Consider the following 21,798-nt stretch of genomic DNA (forward strand, 5'->3'; position numbering starts at 1 on the left):
CGCGCTTTACCCAGCCAACACTATTAGCACCACATAAATCACAAGGGGAACGCGGTGAGCCTGGCCATTTTCGATTTGGACAACACATTACTGTCGATTGACAGCGATCATGCCTGGGGCGAGTTCCTGCTGGAACAGGGCGCCGTGGACCCGGTCGCGTACCGCGAGGCCAACGACCGCTTCATGGCCGACTACGAAGCGGGCACACTCGATATGGCGGCATTTCTGGAAGTGGCGCTCAAGCCCTTAGCCGAACACTCCCCGGAGCAGCTAGCGACCTGGCACCAGCAGTTCATGGCCAGCAAGATCGAACCACACATTCTGGCCAAGGGCGAGGAGCTGCTGGCCCGCCACCGCACCCAGGGCGATACGCTGTTGATCATCACCGCCACCAACCGCTTCATCACCGGCCCAATCGCCGAGCGTTTGGGCGTGGATGCGCTGATCGCCGTCGAGCCCGAGAAGATCGACGGGCGCTACACCGGCAAGGTGACCGGCACCCCAAGCTACCGCGAAGGCAAGATCACCCGCCTGGAAGAGTGGTTAGAGACGCAGGATCACACCATGGAAGGCAGCTGGTTCTACAGCGACTCCCACAACGACCTGCCGCTGCTCGAACGCGTCGACAACCCGGTCGCCGTCGACCCGGACGCAACGCTTCGCCGGGTCGCTAGAGAGCGCCAGTGGCGCATCATGAGCCTGCGAGACTAACGCCGGCAGCAAATGCAGGGCACTCACCGCAAAAGCAGGCTTCAGCTAGTAACTTTTAATGTATTGCTGAAATTTGGAAGGGCTGACGCCCTCCTTTCGCCCAATGAATTGGGCTCCTACGAAACGTATCCACCAATCCCGTAGGAGCAGGCGCTAGCCAGCGATCTCTTAACGTTGGCACCACACTCTCGGAAAGGCTCATACCCCTCTTCAATGAAATATCAGAACGCTACTGGAGTGGGCTCCTACGGAGAAATCTAAAAAAAACCCCGCAACCATGTGCGGGGTTTTGCTTAAAGCCGGGCGGTCCGATTAGCCGAGCAGGTGCTCGACGGCGGCGCGCTCTTCGCGCAGCTCTTTTTCGGTCGCCTGGATTTTCTCCTTGCTGAACTCGTCGAGTTCAAAGCCCTGGACGATTTCGTAGTTGCCACCCTTGCAGCGAACCGGGTAGGAGAAGATGATGCCTTCGTCGATGCCGTAGCTGCCGTCAGACGGAATCGCCATGCTGACGATGCCGTCAGTACCCAGCGCCCAGTCGCGCATGTGGTCGATGGCAGAAGACGCCGCAGACGCCGCAGAAGAGGCACCACGCGCCTTGATGATCGCCGCGCCGCGCTGTTGAACGGTCGGGATGAAGTCGTTTTCGTACCAGTCGCGCTCGACCAGATCACTGGCGGCCTTGCCGTCGACGGTGCACTGGGCGATATCCGGGTACTGGGTCGCGCTGTGGTTGCCCCAGATGACCATGTTTTCGATATCGGTCACGTGTTTACCGGTTTTCTGGGCCAGCTGCGTCAGCGCGCGGTTGTGATCCAAACGGGTCATGGCAGTGAACTGACCCTTGTCGAGATTCGGCGCGTTGCAGGAGGCGATCAGCGCGTTGGTGTTGGCCGGGTTACCGACGACCAGCACTTTCACGTTACGGCTGGCGTGGTCATTCAGCGCCTTTCCCTGAACCGAGAAGATCGCGGCGTTGGCTTCGAGCAGGTCCTTACGCTCCATGCCCGGGCCGCGCGGGCGGGCGCCGACGAGCAGGGCGAAGTCCGCGTCCTTGAACGCCACGTTCGGATCGTCAGAGGCGACGATGTCCTGCACCAGCGGGAAAGCGCAGTCGTTGACTTCCATCACCACGCCGTTGAGCGCGTCCATGGCCTGGGGAATTTCCAGTAGCTGGAGAATGACGGGTTGATCCGGTCCCAGCATGTCGCCGGCGGCGATACGGAAAATGAGTGAGTAGCTGATCTGGCCGGCACCGCCGGTAATCGCAATACGTACGGGATCTTTCATCACTGCTCCTTGGTTGATTCGCCTTGGGGTGGGTCGACAGAACTCAAGACGCCAAGATGGTATGCCCAGCGAGACAAAAACTCAATTAGACATGCGCCGCTCGCCCGCCTCTCCGCCTGCCAGCACTCGCTGCCGCGCCGCGAGTACGCTATGGTAAGAGCCAATTCCAACGCCTGTTTGATATCGAGACCGACCCTACCCATGCGACGAATTCCCTTCTCCTACGCGCTGGCGCTTTTATTCGTGCTGGCGCTGACCGTTTGGTTGGCGTTTGGCGATTTTCAGCGCTTTCAAAGTGCCCCGCCGGACGCCGCCGCCGAGCAAGACGTACAGGCGCCGCGGGTGGAAGTCACCCGCCAGCAAAGCACGCCTTACGTTCCGCAGGAAGTATTCCAGGGCCAGCTCGAAGCGCGTCAGGAGGCGCTTTTGCGCGCCAACGTCGCGGGCTACGTGGTGGAGAAACCCGTCGCTCAGGGCGACGCGGTCAGATCGGGTGAGACGCTTTTAGTGTTGGACAACCAGGCCCTGCCGGAGCGCTTGCGCCAGGCCCGCGCCGAGCTCGCCGTGGCCGAGGCCGAGTACGCCGGCGCCCAGGATCTGCGCCAGCGCAATTTCATCTCCCAGCCGGACCTTCTGCGCCTGCAAAGCGGGGTCAGCGCCAATACCGCGCAGGTGGCCCAGCTCGAACGTGAACTGGCCGACACCCGCCCCACCGCACCTTTTGCAGGCGTACTCGATCGCGTACAGGTCGAACTAGGCGATTTGCTCCAGCCGGGCGAAGAGTGGGGCCGGCTGATCGACGACCGCACGCTGACCGGAACGGCCTGGGTCTCCCAGCAGCAGATCAATCGGCTAAGCGTGGGGCTGCCGGTCACTGCGCGGCTATTGAGCGGTGAGTCGCTCGAGGGCGAGGTGGCCTTTATCAGCAGCCGCGCCGAAGAGCAGACCCGTTCGTTCTACATGGAAGTGACGCTGGACAACCCCGAGCGCAAGCGCCTGGCCGGCAGCAGCGCCGAGTTCACCCTGACCCTGCCGCCGCGCCAGGCCCACGCACTGTCGCCGGCTCTTTTGAGCCTGGACGACAACGGCGAACTCTCGGTCAAGCATCTGGGGGAAAACGACACCGTCGTACAGACGCCGGTGACACTGCTCAGTGCCACGCTACAAAGCGCTTTTGTGGCGGGGCTACCCGAGACGCTGGAGCTGATCACGCTGGGCGCCGGGCTGGTCGAGCCGGGCGAAACGGTCACGCCAGTGCGCGTGGAGGATACCGACCAGCGCGCGCCGGCCACCGGCACCATCGCGGCGGGTTCCTGAATGCGCACGCTGATTCATGCCGCGCTCACCCATACCCGCACCACGCTGCTACTGCTGATGGGGCTGCTCCTTGCGGGCGTCACGGCCTGGCAGGTGATTCCCAAGGAAGCGAACCCGGACGTTACCATTCCGCTGATCTACGTCTCGCTGACGCTGGAAGGCGTCAGCCCCGAGGACGGCGAGCGGCTGCTGGTACGCCCCATGGAGCAGGAACTTCGAGGCATCGAAGGGCTGCGCAAGTTCACCGCGCAGTCCAGCGAAGGCCACGCCTCGGTGACGCTGGAGTTCGACCCGGGCTTCGACCCGAATACGGCGCTTTCGGACGTGCGCGAGCGGGTCGATATCGCCCGGGCGGAAATACCGGAGGAAGCTGACGAGCCGCGCGTCATGGAGGTCAACGTTTCCGAGTTTCCGGTGCTCAGCATCGGGCTTTCCGGTCAGCTCGACACCCGTGAGCGTATTGCCATTGCAAGGCGTTTGAAAGAAGAGATCGAAGGTGTGGCCAACGTGCTCGAAGTCGAGATCGCCGGCGAGCAGGAGGATCTACTGGAGATCGTGGTCGACCCGCTGGTGCTGGAGAGCTACGGCATCGATTTCGACGCGCTGTTCAACCAGGTCTCGCGCAATAACCGGCTGGTGGCGGCGGGCAGCCTCGATACAGGCGCCGGACGGCTGGCGCTCAAGGTGCCCGGCGTGATCACCTGGCTCGAAGACGTCATGAACATGCCCGTCAAGATCGACGGCGACCGAGTCGTGACCTTTGGCGACGTCTCCTGGATTCACCCCACGTTCAAGGACCCGACGGGCTTTGCACGCATCGACGGCGAGCCCGCGGTGGTGTTGGAAATTTCCAAGCGCGCCGGCGCCAACATCATCGAAACCATCGATGCGGTGCGCGAGCGCTTCGACCAGGCGAGTGAGTTCTTACCCGAGCAGCTCCACGTGACCACCATTCTGGACGAGTCGGCCACCGTCGCCGACATGCTCTCGGAGCTTTTGAACAACGTCCTGACCGCCGTGGTGCTGGTGTTGATCGTGGTGGTCGCCGTTATGGGGCTGCGCATGGCGCTGCTGGTGGGGCTAACCATTCCCGGGGCGTTTTTGACCGGCATCATGCTGGTGTGGGCGTTCGGGTTCACGCTCAACATCGTGGTGCTGTTTGCGCTGATTCTGGTGGCGGGCATGCTGGTGGATGGCGCCATCGTGGTCAGCGAGCTGGCGGATCGCTACCTGCGCGAAGGCAAGGCGCCGTTCGATGCCTGGCTCGATGCCGCCTCCAGAATGAGCTGGCCGGTCATCGCCTCGACGGCCACCACGCTTGCGGTCTTTCTGCCGCTGCTGTTCTGGCCAGGCGTAGTGGGCCAGTTCATGAAATACTTGCCCGCCACGGTGATCCTTTGCCTGCTGGCATCGCTTGCCATGGCGCTCATCTTTCTCCCCACGCTTGGCCGCCTTTTTACCCGGCAGGTGAGCGACCCGGCCAGCCAAACCGCCGCGCTTGGGCAAACGACCGCGCTTGGCCGCGGCTACCGGCGCGTGCTGTCGAGGCTTCTCGCGCGCCCGGGCTGGGTGCTGGCGCTGGCGCTACTCGTCATCGCGCTTTTATACACCGGCTATGCTCGCTTCAATCATGGCGTCGACTTCTTCCCCAACGTCGAGCCGGACAGCGCTCAGGTACTGGTGCACGCGCGGGGCGACTTCTCGGTGCATGAAGCGGATGCGATTCTTCAGCGCGTGGAAGCGCGCCTTGGCACCATGAGCGAAGTCGAAGCGCTCTACGCGCGCTCGTTCGTGGCCGATGATCAGATGGGCGACGACGTGGTCGGCGTGCTGCAGTTCCAGTTCATCGACTGGTACGCGCGCCGCCCGGCGCGCACCATTTTGAACGAAATGGCCGAGCGCACCCGCGACCTCCCCGGCATTACGCTGGAGTTCCAGGAGCAGGAACAGGGCCCCGGCGGCGGCAAGCCTATCGTGCTCGAGATCAGCGCCGCCGACCCGGATATCGCCGATGCGGGGGTGGACCAGCTACGTGAGCTGATGCAGCGCCTGGGCGGCTTCACCAATATTCAGGATAACCGCAGCCTGCCAGGCGTGGAGTGGCAGATCGACGTGGACCGCGAAGCCGCCGCGCGTATGGGCACCGACATCACCACCATCGGCAGCGCCGTACAGCTATTGACGACCGGCCTTCAGGTCGCAAGCTACCGCCCACCGACGGTCAGCGACGAGGTGGACATTCGCCTGCGCATGCCGGAGCGCTACCGCACACTGGACCAGCTCGGTCGCCTGAGTATCAACACCCAGCGCGGTCAGGTGCCCATCTCGAATTTCGTGACGATTTCCCCGGCGCCGAAGGTCGGCACGCTCAACCGTATCGACGGCCGCCGCGCCATCACGCTGGAGGCGGACCTGGCGCCGGGCTATCTCGCCGACGAGCGCCTGGGCGCGCTGATGAACGAGGCCCAGAATGAGCTGCCGGAGGGCTTGATGGTCAATGTGGCCGGGGAGCAGGAAGACCAGCAGGAGTCGATGCAGTTTCTCGTGAGCGCGTTTCTCGTGGCCATCGGCCTGATGGCGCTGATCATGGTCACCCAGTTCAACAGCTACTACCAGGCCGCGCTGGTGCTCTCCGCGATCGTCTTCTCCACCGCGGGCGTACTGATGGGACTTCTGATCACCGGCCAGGCCTTCGGCATCGTCATGGTCGGCATGGGCGTGATCGCCCTCGCCGGCATCGTGGTGAACAACAATATCGTGTTGATCGATACCTATAACGAGCTGCGCGGTCAGGGCATGGCCCCCGGAGAGGCGGCGCTGGAAGCGGGCTGCTTGCGTCTGCGCCCGGTACTGCTCACGGCGATCACCACGGTACTCGGGCTTTTACCGATGGTGCTGGGCATCAACGTCAACCTTTTCGCCCCGGCACTTGGGTTCAACGCGCCCTCGGCGCAGTGGTGGACACAGATGTCGAGCGCGATCGCCGGCGGGCTCACCTTCGCCACCCTGCTCACCCTGCTCTTGACCCCCTGCATGCTGGTCATCGGCGGCCGGCTGCGCAAGCGGGATCAAAGGGCGTAAGCGGTCAGTGTGATGCGCTTGGACAAAGACTAGAGAGAGCAGGCACTACGGGGCAGCGCCTGTAAACAGAAGGGTCGGGCCGTTAACGGCCCTCAGGCATTTTGCGGGCTGTGGGCGGCGTGCATGCGCGCGATGAGCTGGTCTTCCAGCGCAAAGCGCTCTGCCAGCCCCTTGGCCAAGCGGTCGAGCCAGGCGGGTAGCCGGTTGAGATTCGTCTGGCAGTGCTCGACGGTGGTGAAGTCTTCATCGAATTCCAGCACCATGGCAGTCGACATTTCCAGACGCTCCAGCAGCTTGCTGGCGATCTCCAGGGCGCTATCGTCCTCGAAAGCCTTGGCTTCGCGGGCAAGCTCCGGGTAAATCTCAAAATGCCCGGCACTGATGTAATCCATCAATAGCTCGCTGAACGTGTCGATGCGCGGCTTGCTGACCGCCTCGAGTTCCGAGTCGCACGCTTCCTTTAGCTCGATGAAACTGATCAAAAAGGTTCTGCGCTGCTCCAGCCAACGATCGATCAGGCTGTGCACTCCGCCCCATCGCTCCTGGGCATTCTTGCAATTCTCCAGCATGGCGTTCTCCTTGCCCGTAGCCATTGAGTCAGATCTAGAGACTCACCTTTCCTACAAGGCAAGTCAATCACGCTGCGTAGTAATTTCATCCCCCAGCACCCATCAATAAAATGGTGCTCAAAAGCCATTTTAACGCTTATAGGCCAGCCACAGCATGCGCAGCGGCGCGATAGCGAGGATCAGAAAGCCGATGAGCGTCCAAGCAGGTAGCGATAGCCCCAAAAAGGTGAAGTCGATATTGGCACACTCGCCAGAGCCGGTGAGCACCATGGAGACGACCTCCTGCATTGGCAGAATGTCCATCATGTAGTCGAGCCCCGGCCCGCAGGAGGGCACTTCACTGGGCGGAAGCGTTTGAAGCCAAACGTGGCGCCCGGCGATGAACGCCCCGGTACCCACGGCGGCAAGCCCCAGCACGCCGTACACGCTTTTGCCTACCGCGCCTTTCGGGTTGTGTAGCGCCGCCAGCAGCAGCACTAGCCCCGCGGCGATCACCGCCACCCGCTGAAAAATGCACAGTGGGCAGGGCTCAAGCCCCGCCACGTGCTCCAGCATCAGCGCCACGGTCATCATGAGCACGCAAAAAGCCACACCGGCCCAGGCAGTGGGCCGAATGAAGGTGGGGGTCATTCCAGTTCCTCGGACGTAATGGACGAAAAGCTTCGCATTTCACGGGCTTTGGTGAAGTAGTGATCGATGAAGTCGCTAAAGGGTTCGGTGTCAGCGGCTTCGATATCGCGCTGCTGCTGGTGCGAGGTCTCGATCAACTGATCCAGCAGCGCCTCGCGCGAACGCAGCATGCGGCTCGAATCCAGCGCCTGTTTCTGCTCTTTTGCAAGTGCCAGCAGCGTATCGCTGAGAGAGCCGCTACCCTCTTTCAAGCGCGCTAAAAGCTGGCCTGACGGCGTGAGCTCGGGGTTTTGCAGCCGGGGTGCCAGCGCATCCAGCGCGGCCTGATGCGGGGCGTTTTCCTCCACCGCGTCGAGCAGGCGGGCTACCTCGCCCATCTCGGCGAAAATCTGCTCGCCCCAGGCGGGTAAAGAAATCGCTTCCCCATCGCGCGTCAGCGTTAGCGCCGGGTCGCGGCCGCGCTCGACCACCAGCCGGCGGTTATCGTCAAGGCGGTCGCACTCCTCGTCGGAAATCCAAGGGCTGTCGCTGAGCAAACACCACAGCAGGAACACGTCGACGAAGCGCATCTGGTCTTCGGTCACGCCGAGGGCATCGAAGGGGTTCAAATCCAGACAGCGTACCTCGATGTACTCGACGCCGCGCGCCTCGAGCGCCTGGCTCGGCGTTTCGTTGTGTTTGGCGACCCGCTTGGGGCGGATGTCGCTGTAGTACTCGTTCTCGATCTGCAGGATATTGGCATTGAGCTGGCGCCACTCGCCATCGACGTTCACGCCAAGCTTTTCGTAGTCTGGCCAGGGCGAGGAGATCGCGTGGCGCAGCGTATTGACGTAGTTCGACAGCGAGTTGAAGCAGATCTTGAGTTGCTCCTGCACCTTGTTCTGGTAGCCGAGATCCGACATTCGAAGCGTCGTGGCGTACTCGGCGAAATAGGTATCGTCACCGAGCGGGGCCAGCTTCTCCGGCACCTTGCCCTCCGGCAAAAAGCTCTTGTCGATCGCAGGTGACGCGCCGAACAGGTACAAGAGCAGCCAGCTATGACGGCGGAAGTGGCGGATCATGCCGAAGTAGCGCGTCGAGCGGTAGTCGTTGAACGGAATGTTCGTCGCTTTCTCGAGCTCGCGCAGCGCGTGCCACATGTCCTCGGGCAGCGATACGTTGTAGTGCACACCGGCAATGGCCTGCATGATACGCCCGTAGCGCACGTCCAGCCCCTTGCGATAGACATGCTTCATCGTGCCGACGTTCGAGGTGCCGTAATCGGCAATGGGAACGCTGTCGTTACCCGAGAGCCTGGACGGCATGCTGCCCGGCCAGATCCATTCGTCGTCCAGATGCTGGTAGGTAAAGGTATGCAGATCGGATAAAAACGCCAGCGCCTCACGCGGCTCGGTATAAACCGGCGTGATGTACTCCAGAAGCGATTCGGAGTAGTCGGTGGTGATGTGCGGGTGGGTCAGCTTCGAGCCAAGCCCGGCCGGGTGCGGCGTCTGGGCGATATGACCCGCTTTGTCGACCCGCAGCCCTTCTTTTTCCAGTCCACGCCGCAGCCGCCCCAACCGGCCCAAACGTGCGCTTGGCAGCAGGCGCTCGATCTGGGCGGTCAGCGAGGTAGGCACAGTGAGTGGCTCAGCCAAAACGAACACTCCTTGTCGAAAGGGCCTTGGATCGGGCCCTGGTAAAGTCTACGGGTATTGCCATCAGGCTAGCCCTCAATAGCACCAAGAATATGGCGCGATGCGCGAATTATTCAAGGCGCGCGACTATTTGCCCTGCTTCGCTTTCAAAAGCGCCGCCCCCAGCGCGCCCATCGAGCTCTCAGCGGCGGGCTTATCGCGTTGATTGCGCCCGCCTTTTGGCGCCCTCGAAGCTTTTTTATCGCGCGTCTCGCTCCCAACCCCTTCGCTTTCGATTTCATCGCTTAGCCGCATGGAGAGGCCCACGCGCTTGCGCGGTATATCCACGCTCATCACTTTCACCGTGACGATATCGCCGGCCTTCACGACGGTTCTGGGGTCTTCGACGTACTTATCCGACAGCGCCGAGATATGCACCAGCCCATCCTGGTGCACGCCGATATCCACGAACGCGCCGAAGTGGGTGACGTTGGTGACCGTGCCTTCGAGCACCATGGCAAGGCGCAGGTCGCTGAGTTTCTCGACGCCTTCACGGAACTCCGCGGCCTTGAACTCCGGGCGCGGGTCGCGGCCGGGCTTGTCCAGCTCCTTGAAGATGTCGCTGATCGTCGGCACGCCGAAGCGCTCGTCGGCGAACGTCGCCGGGTTCAGCCCCTTGAGCGTCTGGCTATCGCCGATCAGGCCCTTCACCTCTCGCCCGCTTTCGCGCGCGATGCGCTCGACCACCGGGTAGGCTTCCGGGTGAACGCCGCTTGCATCCAGCGGGTTCTCGGCGTCGTGAATACGCAGAAAGCCGGCGCACTGCTCGAAGGTTTTCGGCCCCAGCCGGCTGACGTCCAGAAGCGCCTTGCGGCTCTTGAACGCCCCGTGCTGATTACGCTGGGCGACGATGTTCTCGGCGATCACCGCCGAGAGCCCCGCCACGCGCGATAAAAGCGCGCTGGAGGCGGTATTGAGATCCACCCCGACCGCGTTCACGCAGTCCTCGATCACGGCCTCCAGGCTTCTGGAAAGCTGAACCTGAGACACGTCGTGCTGGTACTGGCCCACGCCGATCGACTTCGGCTCGATCTTCACCAGCTCCGCGAGCGGGTCCTGCAGGCGCCGGGCGATGGAGACCGCGCCGCGCACGGTGACGTCGAGATCCGGAAGCTCGCGGGAGGCGTACTCGGAGGCCGAATAGACCGAAGCGCCCGCCTCGGACACCATCACCTTGCTCAGGCGCTGCTCCGGGGCCAGGGCTTTCACCAACTCGCCGGCGAGCTTGTCGGTTTCGCGGCTGGCGGTGCCGTTACCCACGGCGATCAGCTCGACGTTATGGCGCTTGATCAGTTTAGTGAGTTCGGAAAGCGACTCATCCCAGCGGTTTTGCGGCGCGTGAGGATAGACGGTGGCCTGGTCGACGAACTGGCCCGTGGCGTCCACCACCGCGACCTTGCAGCCGGTGCGCAGGCCCGGGTCCAGCGCCAGCGTGACCTTCTGGCCCGCCGGGGCGGCCAACAGCAAGTCCTTGAGGTTGGCGGCGAACACGTCGATGGCGGTCTGCTCGGCCTGCTCGCGAAGCCGGCCCAGAAGCTCGGTCTCCAGCGCCGTGTAGAGCTTCACCCGCCAGGTCCAGCGGACTACTTCCATCAGCCACTTGTCCGCCGCGCGCCCTTCGTCACGAACGCCGACCTGTTTGGCGATGGCGACCTGGGCCGGGTGCACCGGCGCCTCCTCCTCACCCGGCAGGCGAATGGCCAGGCTCAGCACGCCTTCGTTGCGCCCGCGAAACATCGCCAGCGCCCGGTGTGAAGGCACTTTTGCCAGTTTTTCGTCGTGCTCGAAGTAATCCGAGAACTTGGCACCTTCGTTGGCCTTGCCGTCCAACATTCGCGCGCTCAGCTCGCCCTCGTCCCAGAGCCGCTCACGCAGCCGGCCGATCAGCTCCGGGTCCTCGGCGAAGCGCTCCATGAGAATCTGCTTGGCGCCGTCGAGTGCGGCCTTGGCGTCTTCGATGGCCGGCGTGTCGCCCTCGGCGGCGCGCAGATAGCCCTGCGCCTCTCGCTCGGGATCGAGGGTCGGGTCGGCCAGCAGCGCGTTTGCCAGCGGCTCGAGCCCGGCTTCGCGGGCGATCTGCGCCTTGGTGCGCCGCTTTTTCTTGAACGGCAGGTACAAGTCTTCCAAGCGCTGCTTGGTGTCAGCGGCGTCGATGCGCGCTTTCAGCGGGCCATCGAGCTTACCCTGCTCATCGATGGCACTGATCACCGCGGCTCGGCGCTCCTCAAGCTCGCGCAGGTAGCGAAGCCGCTCGTCGAGATTTCGAAGCTGGCTGTCGTCCAGCGCCCCGGTGACTTCCTTGCGGTAGCGGGCGATAAAGGGAACCGTCGCGCCTTCGTCCAACAGCGCCACCGTGGCGCTGACCTGCTGCGTTTTCACGCCGAGCTCGTCGGCCAGGCGCGAAATAATCCGTTGATTCACATCCATACGTGCCACTAACTCATGCCGGCTTTTAAATGCCGACACGGTATCACAAAGCCATGGCGCTGGCATGAAATGTCGCGCCGCTGAGCAAGGCTTCTCAAGCGCCCAACGAGAAGGGGCAGCGCCTGCGCGCTGCCCCTTTTCTACCTCAACACCGCTACCTCACATCGATCAGGTCAGCTGCGGGCCGGCCTTGATGATCGCCTCGTCCACGCCTTCGAACTTCTTGAAGTTTTCGACGAACTTGGTGGCGAGTTCCTGCTGGTGGCGATCGAAGGCGCTCTGATCTTCCCAGGTGTCGCGCGGGTTCAGAAGGCTCGAGTCGACGCCGGGAACGGCGGTAGGCACGGCGAGATTCAAGCCGTCGATGTGGCGGGTTTCGATATCGCGCAGCACACCGGACTGAATCGCACTGATGATCGCGCGGGTGGTCGGGATCGAGAAGCGCGAACCGCCCTCGCCATAGGCACCGCCGGTCCAACCGGTGTTGACCAGATAGACCTGAGCGTCCTTCTTCTCGACGCGCTTGATCAGAAGATCGGCGTATTCACGCGCCGGACGCGGGAAGAACGGTGCACCGAAGCAAGTGGAGAACGTCGCGGCCAGGCCCTCAGAGGACCCCATCTCGGTCGAGCCGACCTTGGCGGTGTAGCCGGAAAGGAAGTGGTACGCCGCGGCTTCCTTGGAGAGGACTGATACCGGCGGCAGCACCCCGGACATGTCGCAAGTCAGAAACACGATGGCGCTCGGCTCACCGGCCAGATTCTCCGGCACGCGCTTCTCAACGTGCTCCAGCGGGTAGGCGGCGCGGGAGTTCTGGGTCAGGCTGTCGTCGGCATAGTCAGGCGTGCGGCGGTCATCGAGCACCACGTTTTCGAGCACGGTGCCGAACTTGATGGCGTTCCAGATCACCGGCTCGTTCTTCTCGGAGAGATCGATGCACTTGGCGTAGCAGCCGCCTTCCATGTTGAAGACGATGTCGTCGCCCCAGGCGTGCTCGTCGTCGCCGATCAGGTAGCGGCCCTGGTCGGCGGAGAGCGTGGTCTTGCCGGTACCGGAAAGGCCGAAGAACAGGCACGTCTCGCCATCCTCGCCCACGTTGGCCGAGCAGTGCATCGGCAGCACGTCGGAGGCCGGCAGCAGGAAGTTCTGCACCGAGAACATCGCCTTTTTCATTTCACCGGCGTAGCGCATGCCGGCGATCAGCACCTTCTTCTGGGCGAAATTGATGATCACGGTGCCGTCGGAGTTGGTACCGTCGCGGCTCGGGTCGCACTCGAAGCCTGCGGCGTTGAGAATCGTCCAGGCCTCCTTGCCCGCCGGGTTGTAGGCGGTGGGGCGAACGAACATGGTGCGGCCAAACAGGTTCTGCCAGGCGGTTTCGGTGGTAATGCGTACCGGCAGATAGTGGGTGGTGTCGCTGCCCACGTGAAGCTCGGCGACGAAGTGCTCGTCACCGCCCAGGTACTCTTCCACCCGCGCCCAGAGCGCGTCGAACTTGTCGGCATCGAAGGGACGGTTGACGCTGCCCCAGTCGATGTCATCACGGGTGGTCGGCTCATCGACGATGAAGCGGTCCTTGGGCGAGCGGCCGGTGCGCTCGCCGGTGTTGACGACCAGGGCGCCGTCCGCCGAGAGGCGGCCTTCGCCCCGGGCCACGGCGCGCTCGATCAGTTCGGCGCTGCCAAGGTTGATGTGGGCGTTGGGAGCGGCTTGAGTCGTGGTCATGTCAGTTCCTGGGCCAGGGGCCGATTCTCGGTATGAATGCTCGGCGCGAGTGCTCGATACACAGCCGACGAGGGCTGGGTCGTGCGCTTGGGGAGTCGCGTAGCCGCTCAACGAGCGGGCCGAGCGCTGAAGACCGGCGCATTATGGCAAAAAGAAAGCCCCCGTCAAACGGGGGCTTGGCGCGCCTTTTTTGTAGTTAAACTACTACAATTCGGGCATTTTTCGTGCTGCGCTGCAGTAACTTTTCAAACGCGCGTTCGTCTTTAGTCGTGGATGCCGCTTGTTAGCTGGGCCGCCACCGATCAACCGAGCCAACGCGTTTAAAGCGCGGCGACTACACGATCAGTGAATGACCGGCGCCGAGCTTCCGGGATCGTCGATTAACGCCTCGATTTCTGCCGCAGTGTAGTGATATTTCGTGTGGCAGAAGTGGCACTGCGTCTCGATCGAGCCCTGCTCTTCGAGAATATCCTTGAGCTCCGCCTCGCCCAAGGAGTAAAGCGCATGGCTCATGCGCTCACGCGAGCAGGTGCAGCCAAAGCGCAGAGCCTTGGGGTCGAACACACGCACCGTCTCTTCGTGATAGAGCCGGTAGAGCACCTCGCGCTGCTCGAGCCCTAGAAGCTCTTCTCGCTTGATCGTGTCGGCCAAATATACGCTGCGCTCCCAGGCATCGATATCCTGATTCTGCGAAGCGTCCGGCAGACGCTGGAGTAAAAGCCCGCCTGCGCGTTCGCCGTCGGCGGCGAGCCATAGCCTCGTGGGCAGCTGCTCGGACTGGCTGAAGTAGGCTTCCAGGCACTTTGCCAGCGTGTCGAACTCCAGCGCCACGATGCCCTGGTAACGCTTGCCCTCTTTCGGGTCCAGCGTGATGACGATCTGGCCTTCGCCAACCAGATCACGAAAGCCGGCCGAGTCATCGGGCAGCGCGCCCTCTTCGTTCAAGCGCGCAATGGCGCGCAGCTCGCCGCCGGGGTTGGATTCTGCCATCAAAAGCGACAGATCGCCCTGGCCGCGCACTTCGATACTGAGCGTACCGTCGAGTTTGACCGTATCGGTCAATAGCGCCACGGCGGCCAGAAGCTCGCCGAGCAGCGCGTTGACCGCGTCCGGGTAGGCGTGGCGGCTCAGCACTTCGTGGTAGGTGTCGGCGAGGGTCACGATTTCGCCGCGCACGTTGGTTTGGTCGAACATGAAACGCTGGATCTGATCAGACATATAAGGCCATCGAACGAGTGGAAATGAAGTTAAAGAATAAGGAGGTGAAGCGGGAGGAAAAACGCGGACTCAGGCTACTCGCCCTGGTTACGCTGAAAACGCTGAATCTCGCGGCGCTGTTTCTTGTCCGGACGCTTCAGGGGGTGCTGCATGACCTCGTTGTTGAGGCGGCGCGCTTCGGTCTCCTTGGCGCGTCTGGCCTGGCTCTGCTCGGTTTCGGCGTAAAGCGTTTGCGCCTCTGGGGCGCCGCGGCGCTGATCCGAGAGTTTTACCACCTCGACCTCGTAAATGTCCCAGCCCTGGGGTACGCGAATCAGCGCGCCGACTTCCACGTTCTTGCTGGTTTTCACGCGGTCGCCGTCGTAGTGAACCTTGCCACCTTCGATGGCTTTTTTAGCCAGTGCCCGGGTCTTGAAAAACCGCGCGGCCCAGAGCCACTTGTCCAGGCGAACGCTATCACTCATTAAGGCTCTCCTTGCTGTGCCGGTAAGTCATCGGGAAGCAGTTGGGCGAATCGGTCCAAAGCAACGAACTCCTGAAGCGCTTTTTCGGGGCGCTGGCTGTCGGGCTGTTTGATCCCCATCAGGTACTTGATGCCGAACTCCCGGGCGCTTTCGAGCACGCTCGGGTTGTCGTCGATGAACAGCGTCCGCTGCGGGTCGAACGGCTCGCGCTCTTGAAGCGCGAACCAGAACGCCTGCTCCTCCTTGGCCGCGCCCACGTCTTCCGATGAGATGATGGCGTCGAGGTACTTTTCCAACCCCGTCAGCGGCAGTTTCAGGCTTAAACTGGCCCGGTCGGCATTGGTGGCCAGCACGACCCTGGGGTGCGCGTTCTTGAGCCAGGTCAAAAAATCCAGCGCGTCGCTGCGAAAACCGATCAGATGCTGAATCTCGCGCTTGAGCGCCACGACATCGACATCGAGCTCCCGGCTCCAGTAAGCGAGACTGTACCAGTTGAGCGTGCCCTGCTCGCCGATGATGCGCGCCTTGAGCGTGTCTTGAGTGGCCTGGTCGAGCTTGTGTAGCTCGCCGTAGCGCTTGGGCAGATGCTCGAGCCAGAAGTGGCTGTCAAAGTGCAAGTCCAGCAGCGTGCCGTCCATATCGAGCAGGACGGTGTCGATCTCGCGCCAATCAATCATGGCCACTCCGGTGTTGAAGAGACAGTCGAAACGGTAAGCGTGCTATTGTAGCGCACGGCGTTTTGTCCAGCCATGGAGGCCTCATGTCCCGTCAAGATCCCATCAAACCGCACATTCTGGGCCGCGAAAGCGTGGCAAAAAGCCAGCTCTTTCACGTCGAGGCGCTGGATTTGCGCTTCTCCAACGGTGAACAGCGCCGCTTCGAGCGCCTGAGCGGCAGCGACCGCCCTGCCGTGATGATCGTCGCGATGCCGGACCCGGATCACGTGCTGCTGATTCGCGAATACGCCGCCGGTTTCGAGGAGTACGTGCTGACGCTGCCCAAGGGACTGGTCGACCCGGGCGAGGACATCCTCACCGCCGCCAACCGCGAGCTGATGGAAGAGTGTGGCGTCGGGGCACACCAGCTGGAGCCGCTGGTCGAGCTCTCTTTAGCGCCGAACTACATGCGCCACCGTATCCAGGTGGTGCTGGCCACCGACTTGTATGAAAAGCGCCTGCCCGGCGACGAGCCCGAGCCGCTGATTGTGGAAACGCACGCCCTCGAAGAGCTGCCCGCGCTTTTGCTGCGCGAGGATTTCCACGAAGCCCGCGCCATCGCCGCGCTCTACATCGCCCGCGATAAACTGCGTGACGAAAAGCGCTTTGACAGCACGGAACTGATTTAAACCCCACATTACAATTTTTGCAGGCGGGTTTTGAACATGAGTATGGGTGGAACAGCCACAGTTCGCGCTCTCTCGAACCGAGCATTCGCCCTTAGGCACCCGCTTTACCCAAGGCGCCTGTTGGCGCCATTCGCTCGCTAAAGCGGGCTCCTACAGGGGACGGCAAGCCTTCAAATGTCCCAAAGCACAGTGTTACGAACCTGGTAGGAGCAAGCGCCAGCTAGCGACCTCTCGCATCGGGCACCCAGGCGCTTGCTTCCTGTCTAACCCAAGGCGCCTGTTGGCGCCATTCGCCCGCTGAAGCGGGCTCCTACACGGGACGGCAAGCTTTCAAATGTCCCAAAGCACAGGGTTACGAACCTGGCAGGAGCAAGCGCCAGCTAGCGACCTCTCGCATCGGGCACCCAGGCGCTTGCTTCCTGCCTAACCCAAGGCGCCTGTTGGCGCCATTCGCCCGCTGAAGCGGGCTCCTACACGGGACGGCAAGCCTTCAAAATGTCCCAAAGCACGGGGTTACGAAACCTGGTAGGAGCAAGCGCCAGCTAGCGATCTCTCGAACCGGGCACACACCCTTACTGCCCGGCTCAAACCGGGCACGCCCGTCTAGTAAGCGGGAAGCGCGGGGCTCGATCTTTTCAGCGACTGGTTGACCCGCGCAAGTTTCTCGAGCGAGGCCTGGATGTTCTCCTCCTGAGCGCCCTTCAAACGGAACGCATCGACCACGTTGGCAAGCTCGAATACTTCGACGGTGAGGTTGTCAGCGGAGTCGGCGATCATCTGCACCTTGTGGGCGTTTTGCTGGGTCGTGCTGTCCATTTCCGCGATCGCGCCGTTGATCTGGCTGATCCCGCTACTCTGCTCATCGGAGGCGCTGGTGATGGACGCCATCAGCTCGCTGACCTGACTCACCTGGCGCATGACATTTTCGATCGATTTTTCCGCCTGCTGCACCGCGGTGCGACCACCGTCGACTTCCTCGGTGGCGCTGTCGATCATGCGACGGATTTCCTGGGCGGCGTCGGCGGAGCGTCCGGCAAGACTTCGCACCTCGCTTGCCACCACCGCGAAGCCGCGACCGTGTTCGCCGGCGCGCGCCGCCTCGACGGAGGCGTTGAGCGCGAGAATGTTGGTCTGGAAGGCAATACCGTCGATTACGCCGATCATTTCGGTCATTTTATCGGCGCTGTCGGCGATACGCTGCATGCGCTCGACGAGCTGCTCCATCTGTTTACGCGTGTCGCGGGTGCTGGCGGCGTTCTGCTCGGCAAGGTCGCTTGCCTGACGCGCGTTTTCGGTATTTTGCGCCACGGTCGCCGTCATCTGCACCATGCTGGAGGCAGTCTCCGCCAGCGAACTCGCCTGCTGGCCGGTGCGTTGGGAAAGCACGTCGTTCTCTTCGGCAATCTGCTCGACCGCCGGCGTCACTACAGAAACGCGGCTTTCGACCTCGCCTACCACCGCCGCCAGGCTAAAGCGCATCGTATCCAGCGAGTAGAGCAGATTGCCAAGCTCGTCGCTTCCCTGCTTTTGGGCGCGCGCGGCCAGGTTGCCGGCCGCCACCTGAAAGGTCATGTGGCGGGCGCCTTCCAGCCCCTTGAAGATCGAGCGTAGAATCACGATGCTGAGCCCCACCAGGGCCAAAAGCCCCACGACGATCAGTACCAGCTGGGCAACGAGCATCTGCTCACGGTCGCGGTGCGCCTCCTGGACCAGCGCCTGGGCGTCGGCACGTTCCTGCTCGACGAGCTGATCCGAAAGCTCTCGAAGCGTGCCGGTAGCCGGCAAGGCGGTATCGTTGAACGCCTCAAAAGCGGCAAAATTGCTGCCGGCGCCAAGTGCTGCCATCGTCTGATTCAGCGCGGCGCTCCACTGTCTCAGCGTGCCATCGAAGGCTTGTATGACCGTGTCCGCGGCGTCCTCGGCGGCCAGGTACGCGCTCCACCGGGTGTCGATTTCAACCAGCTGCTGCTGGGCGCTCGCCGTGATGGCCGCAATGTCCGCTCCTCGGGGGTTGCGCACGGCAGGCTCCACCTGCTGCACGGTTTCACTTACCCGCCGCTCGATGCTTTGTAGATTAGCGATCGACTGAAGTCCGCCGTCGTCGAGCCGTGCCAAACGATCGCCGGCGTTGACCAGCCCGTATACCCCAAGCGCCCCGGCAAGCCCCAGCAGCACCATCGCCACGACCACCATGCCGGTCAGTCGCGCTCTAAGGCTTCCAAGCTGAAAGCGGCCAAGCAGGCCCATGATACCCTTGCGCTGTATGGCACCCCCGCTCACGCGGTAGCGTCTCGAGGCGCCCTTTTCGCGAAGCTCCGAATAGACGTTTTCCGCCAGCGCGATGGCCTCAGGCTGCGCCTTGCGCCGCACCGAGGTGTAGCCAACGATACGGTCGCCATCGCGAAGCGCGGCGACCGTGGCGTTCACCCAGTAGTGGTCGCCATTCTTGCGCCGGTTCTTGACGTGGCCCTGCCAGGTGTTGCCTGCCTTGATGGTGTGCCAGAAATCCTTGAACGCCGCCTCGGGCATGTCCGGGTGACGAATCATGTTATGGGGCGAGCCCATCAGCTCGTCACGGGAATAGCCGCTGACCTCGACGAACGCGGCACTGGCGTAGGTGACGTTTCCCTCCAGATCCGAACGGGAAATCAAAACGGTCTCGTCGCCGAGCACGTACTCTTTTTGAGTCACAGGTTGATTGTTTCGCACCTTGGATTCCCGTCAACAATTATTAAAGTTGGGTTTGAGGCATTATCCTGATCCTCCCAAGGTTTAATTCGCCGAATAGGCATAAAAAAAGCCACTCTTTTTAATGAGAGTGGCGTATTAAAGTTATCAGTCTAACGTTTTAGCGCTATTTACTTGAACACGATATTGGCCACGTCCTTGTAGCGGTTGGCGAAGTGAACGGTCATGCCCTCTTTCAGGTAATCCGGCAGCTCATCGTAATCGCGCCGGTTGGGCTCGGGCAGAATCACCTCGAAGATATCGCTGCGCCGCGCGGCGATGACCTTCTCGCGAATGCCGCCCACCGGCAGCACCTGACCGGTCAGCGTGAGCTCGCCGGTCATCGCCAAAGGCCGGTCGATCGCCTTGTTGATCGCCAGCGATAACAGCGCCGTGGTCATGGTCACGCCGGCAGAAGGCCCATCCTTGGGTGTGGCGCCTTCCGGTACGTGCAGGTGCACGAACGCCTTGTCGAAGAACTCGGGGTCGGCGCCGTACTCCTTCAAGTGCCCCAGCGTGTAGCTGTAAGCGATGTTGGCGGACTCCTGCATTACATCGCCAAGCTTTCCGGTCAGCTTGAAGCCGCGGTCCAGCGAATGCACCTTGCCCGCCTCGATCGGAAGCGTCGCCCCGCCCATCGAGGTCCAGGCAAGGCCCGTCACCACGCCCTGGCCCTTGAGCACCTTCTCCTTACGGAACAGCGGCGCGCCGAGGAACTCCTCGAGGTTTTTGACCGAAATTTTCACCGTCTCTTCCGGCGACTCCAGAAGCTTTACCGTCGACTTACGCACGATGCGGTGAAGCTGCTTTTCGAGCTGACGCACCCCGGCTTCGCGGGCGTAACCTTCGATGACCTGCTTGAGCGCGGCGTCGGTCAGGTTGATGCGCTTTTTCGGCAGTTTGTTGCGCTCGAGAAGCTTCGGCCACAGGTGATGCTTGGCAATGTCCATCTTCTCTTCGGCGATATAGCCGGACAGGCGAATCTGCTCCATGCGATCCAGCAGCGGCCCCGGAATCGAGTCCAGCGTATTGGCGGTGCAGACGAACAGCACTTTCGAGAGATCCATACGCACGTCGAGGTAGTGATCGAGAAAATCGACGTTCTGCTCCGGATCGAGCACTTCCAGAAGCGCCGAGGCCGGGTCACCCTGGAAGGACTGGCCGAGCTTGTCGATCTCGTCGAGCATGATCACCGGGTTTTCGACCTCGACCTCCTTGAAGGCTTGGACGAGCTTGCCCGGCATCGCGCCGACGTAGGTGCGCCGGTGGCCCTTGATCTCGGCCTCGTCGCGCATGCCGCCCACCGAGAAGCGGTAGAACTTGCGCCCCAAAGCCTCGGCGATCGAGCGGCCCACGGAGGTCTTGCCCACCCCGGGCGGGCCGACCAGCAGCACGATCGAACCACCGACATCGCCCTTGAAGGTACCTTCGGCGAGAAATTCGACGATGCGCTCCTTCACGTCCCCAAGCCCGTCGTGGTCGCGATCGAGCACCTGGCGGGCGTGGTTCAAGTCCAGCTTGTCTTCACTGGTGATGCCCCAGGGCAGCGACGTCAGCCAGTCGAGGTAGTTACGGGTGGTGCCGTACTCCGGCGAGCCGGTTTCCAGCACGCTGAGCTTTTCGAGCTCGTCATCGATGCGGCCCTGAACGCGCTCGGGCACCTTGAGCGCTTTCAAGCGTTCGCGGAAGGTGTCGACATCGTTTTCCCGGTCGCCCTTGGAAATCCCCAGCTCGCGCTGGATGACCTTGAGCTGCTCACGCAAGAAGAACTCGCGCTGGCGCTCCTGCATCTGCGCGTTGACCTGCTCGCTGATCTCGCTTTGCAGCCTGGCGACATCGATCTCCTTGCGCAAAAGCGGCAGCACCTTGTGCATGCGATCCGCCACTGGCAGGGTCGCCAACGCGTCCTGTAGCTCCGGGCCCTTGGCCGAGGTGATCGCTGCGGCGAAGTCGGTCAGCGGGCCGGGCTGATTGGGGCTAAAGCGGTTGAGATAGTGCTTGAGCTCCTCGCCGTAAAGCGGGTTGATCGGCAACAGCTCCTTGATGCCGTTGATGATCGCCATGGCATACGCGCGGGTCTCTTCGTCCTCGGCGTCGACCGGCTCCTTGGGGTAGCTCACTTCGACCAGATACGGCGGCTCTTTCGAGAGCCAGCGCTGAATCTTGAAGCGGCGCACGCCCTGGGCGATGAACTGAATCTGCTGGTCTTCGCTTTTGAGCTTATGGACCTTGACCGCAGTGCCGATGGCGGGAAAGTCGCCCTCATGAAGTGAATCGATGCCCTGCTCGCCCACGAAGGCGACACCCAACGTGTGGTGCGGGGTATTGCCGACCCGGCGCATGGTCTCTTCCCAGCGATCCTTGTTGATGACCAGCGGCTGTACCTGGGCGGGAAAGAAGGGGCGATTGTGGATCGGGAGCAGGTAGATGCGCTCCGGGAGCATATCGCTGGCCGAGACGAGTGAGTGAACCCGCTCGCCATCGGAGCGATGTTCGTCGGCGCGATGCTCGTCGTCCTGAGCGGTATCGTCATCGCCGACGTCTTCGTCGGTCAACCAAACGGGTGAATCGTTATCGTGTTCATGATCCTGGTCGCTCATGCGCCCTCCATCGACTGAGAC

General features: G+C 62.3%; 15 protein-coding genes. 4 read left to right on the forward strand and 11 right to left on the reverse strand.

From position 1 onward, the window contains the following. Positions 1-54 precede the first annotated feature (54 nt). Complete coding sequence (locus tag OCT39_RS10735; protein ID WP_263584463.1) at positions 55-711, forward strand: HAD family hydrolase; 657 nt, start codon at positions 55-57, stop codon at positions 709-711. A gap of 312 nt (positions 712-1,023) precedes the next feature. On the opposite strand, the gene OCT39_RS10740 is transcribed toward OCT39_RS10735, so the two are convergent. Then, a complete protein-coding gene (locus tag OCT39_RS10740; protein WP_263584464.1) occupies positions 1,024-1,998 on the reverse strand; it encodes a malate dehydrogenase in 975 nt (324 codons plus the stop codon). A 201-nt stretch (positions 1,999-2,199) separates the two neighbouring features. On the opposite strand from OCT39_RS10740, the gene OCT39_RS10745 reads away from it, so the two are divergent. Continuing rightward, positions 2,200-3,315: an efflux RND transporter periplasmic adaptor subunit gene (locus OCT39_RS10745; protein WP_263584465.1), complete on the forward strand. Its 1,116-nt coding sequence runs from the start codon at positions 2,200-2,202 to the stop codon at positions 3,313-3,315. Continuing rightward, a complete protein-coding gene (locus OCT39_RS10750; protein WP_263584466.1) occupies positions 3,316-6,396 on the forward strand; it encodes an efflux RND transporter permease subunit in 3,081 nt (1,026 codons plus the stop codon). Positions 6,397-6,488: 92 nt separating this feature from the next. Here OCT39_RS10750 and rsd read toward each other — a convergent pair whose 3' ends face one another. From rsd to yrfG, 8 genes are all read right to left on the reverse strand, one after another. Beyond that, positions 6,489-6,965: a sigma D regulator gene (gene rsd / locus OCT39_RS10755; protein WP_263584467.1), complete on the reverse strand. Its 477-nt coding sequence runs from the start codon at positions 6,963-6,965 to the stop codon at positions 6,489-6,491. A 129-nt stretch (positions 6,966-7,094) separates the two neighbouring features. Beyond that, positions 7,095-7,595, reverse strand: coding sequence for a disulfide bond formation protein B (locus OCT39_RS10760; protein WP_263584468.1), 501 nt, complete (start codon positions 7,593-7,595; stop codon positions 7,095-7,097). Further along, positions 7,592-9,232: a glutamate--cysteine ligase gene (gene gshA / locus OCT39_RS10765; RefSeq protein WP_263584469.1), complete on the reverse strand. Its 1,641-nt coding sequence runs from the start codon at positions 9,230-9,232 to the stop codon at positions 7,592-7,594. The genes OCT39_RS10760 and gshA overlap by 4 nt, the downstream gene beginning before the upstream one ends. 126 nt (positions 9,233-9,358) lie before the next feature. After that, complete coding sequence (locus tag OCT39_RS10770) at positions 9,359-11,698, reverse strand: Tex family protein (protein WP_263584470.1); 2,340 nt, start codon at positions 11,696-11,698, stop codon at positions 9,359-9,361. A gap of 168 nt (positions 11,699-11,866) precedes the next feature. Next, on the reverse strand, positions 11,867-13,423 hold the full coding sequence (locus tag OCT39_RS10775) for a phosphoenolpyruvate carboxykinase (RefSeq protein WP_263584471.1): 1,557 nt from the start codon (positions 13,421-13,423) through the stop codon (positions 11,867-11,869). Positions 13,424-13,765: 342 nt separating this feature from the next. Next, positions 13,766-14,641 (reverse strand): Hsp33 family molecular chaperone HslO, encoded by an 876-nt coding sequence (gene hslO / locus OCT39_RS10780; protein WP_263584472.1) that lies wholly within the window; start codon positions 14,639-14,641, stop codon positions 13,766-13,768. 74 nt (positions 14,642-14,715) lie between these two features. After that, positions 14,716-15,105 (reverse strand): RNA-binding S4 domain-containing protein, encoded by a 390-nt coding sequence (locus tag OCT39_RS10785; protein ID WP_263584473.1) that lies wholly within the window; start codon positions 15,103-15,105, stop codon positions 14,716-14,718. Next, on the reverse strand, positions 15,105-15,782 hold the full coding sequence (gene yrfG, locus OCT39_RS10790) for a GMP/IMP nucleotidase (RefSeq protein WP_263584474.1): 678 nt from the start codon (positions 15,780-15,782) through the stop codon (positions 15,105-15,107). Before yrfG ends, OCT39_RS10785 begins: the two co-directional genes overlap by 1 nt. Positions 15,783-15,865: 83 nt before the next feature. Between yrfG and nudE the strand changes: the two genes are divergently transcribed. Beyond that, positions 15,866-16,450, forward strand: a complete 585-nt coding sequence (gene nudE / locus OCT39_RS10795) for an ADP compounds hydrolase NudE (protein WP_263584475.1) — start codon at positions 15,866-15,868, stop codon at positions 16,448-16,450. Positions 16,451-17,053: 603 nt separating this feature from the next. Here nudE and OCT39_RS10800 read toward each other — a convergent pair. Then, complete coding sequence (locus OCT39_RS10800) at positions 17,054-19,159, reverse strand: PAS domain-containing methyl-accepting chemotaxis protein (protein WP_263584476.1); 2,106 nt, start codon at positions 19,157-19,159, stop codon at positions 17,054-17,056. A 149-nt stretch (positions 19,160-19,308) separates the two neighbouring features. After that, positions 19,309-21,777: an endopeptidase La gene (lon, locus tag OCT39_RS10805; RefSeq protein WP_263584477.1), complete on the reverse strand. Its 2,469-nt coding sequence runs from the start codon at positions 21,775-21,777 to the stop codon at positions 19,309-19,311. Positions 21,778-21,798: the final 21 nt, after the last annotated feature.

It is taken from the genome of Halomonas sp. GD1P12, assembly GCF_025725645.1.
Taxonomy (GTDB): domain Bacteria; phylum Pseudomonadota; class Gammaproteobacteria; order Pseudomonadales; family Halomonadaceae; genus Vreelandella.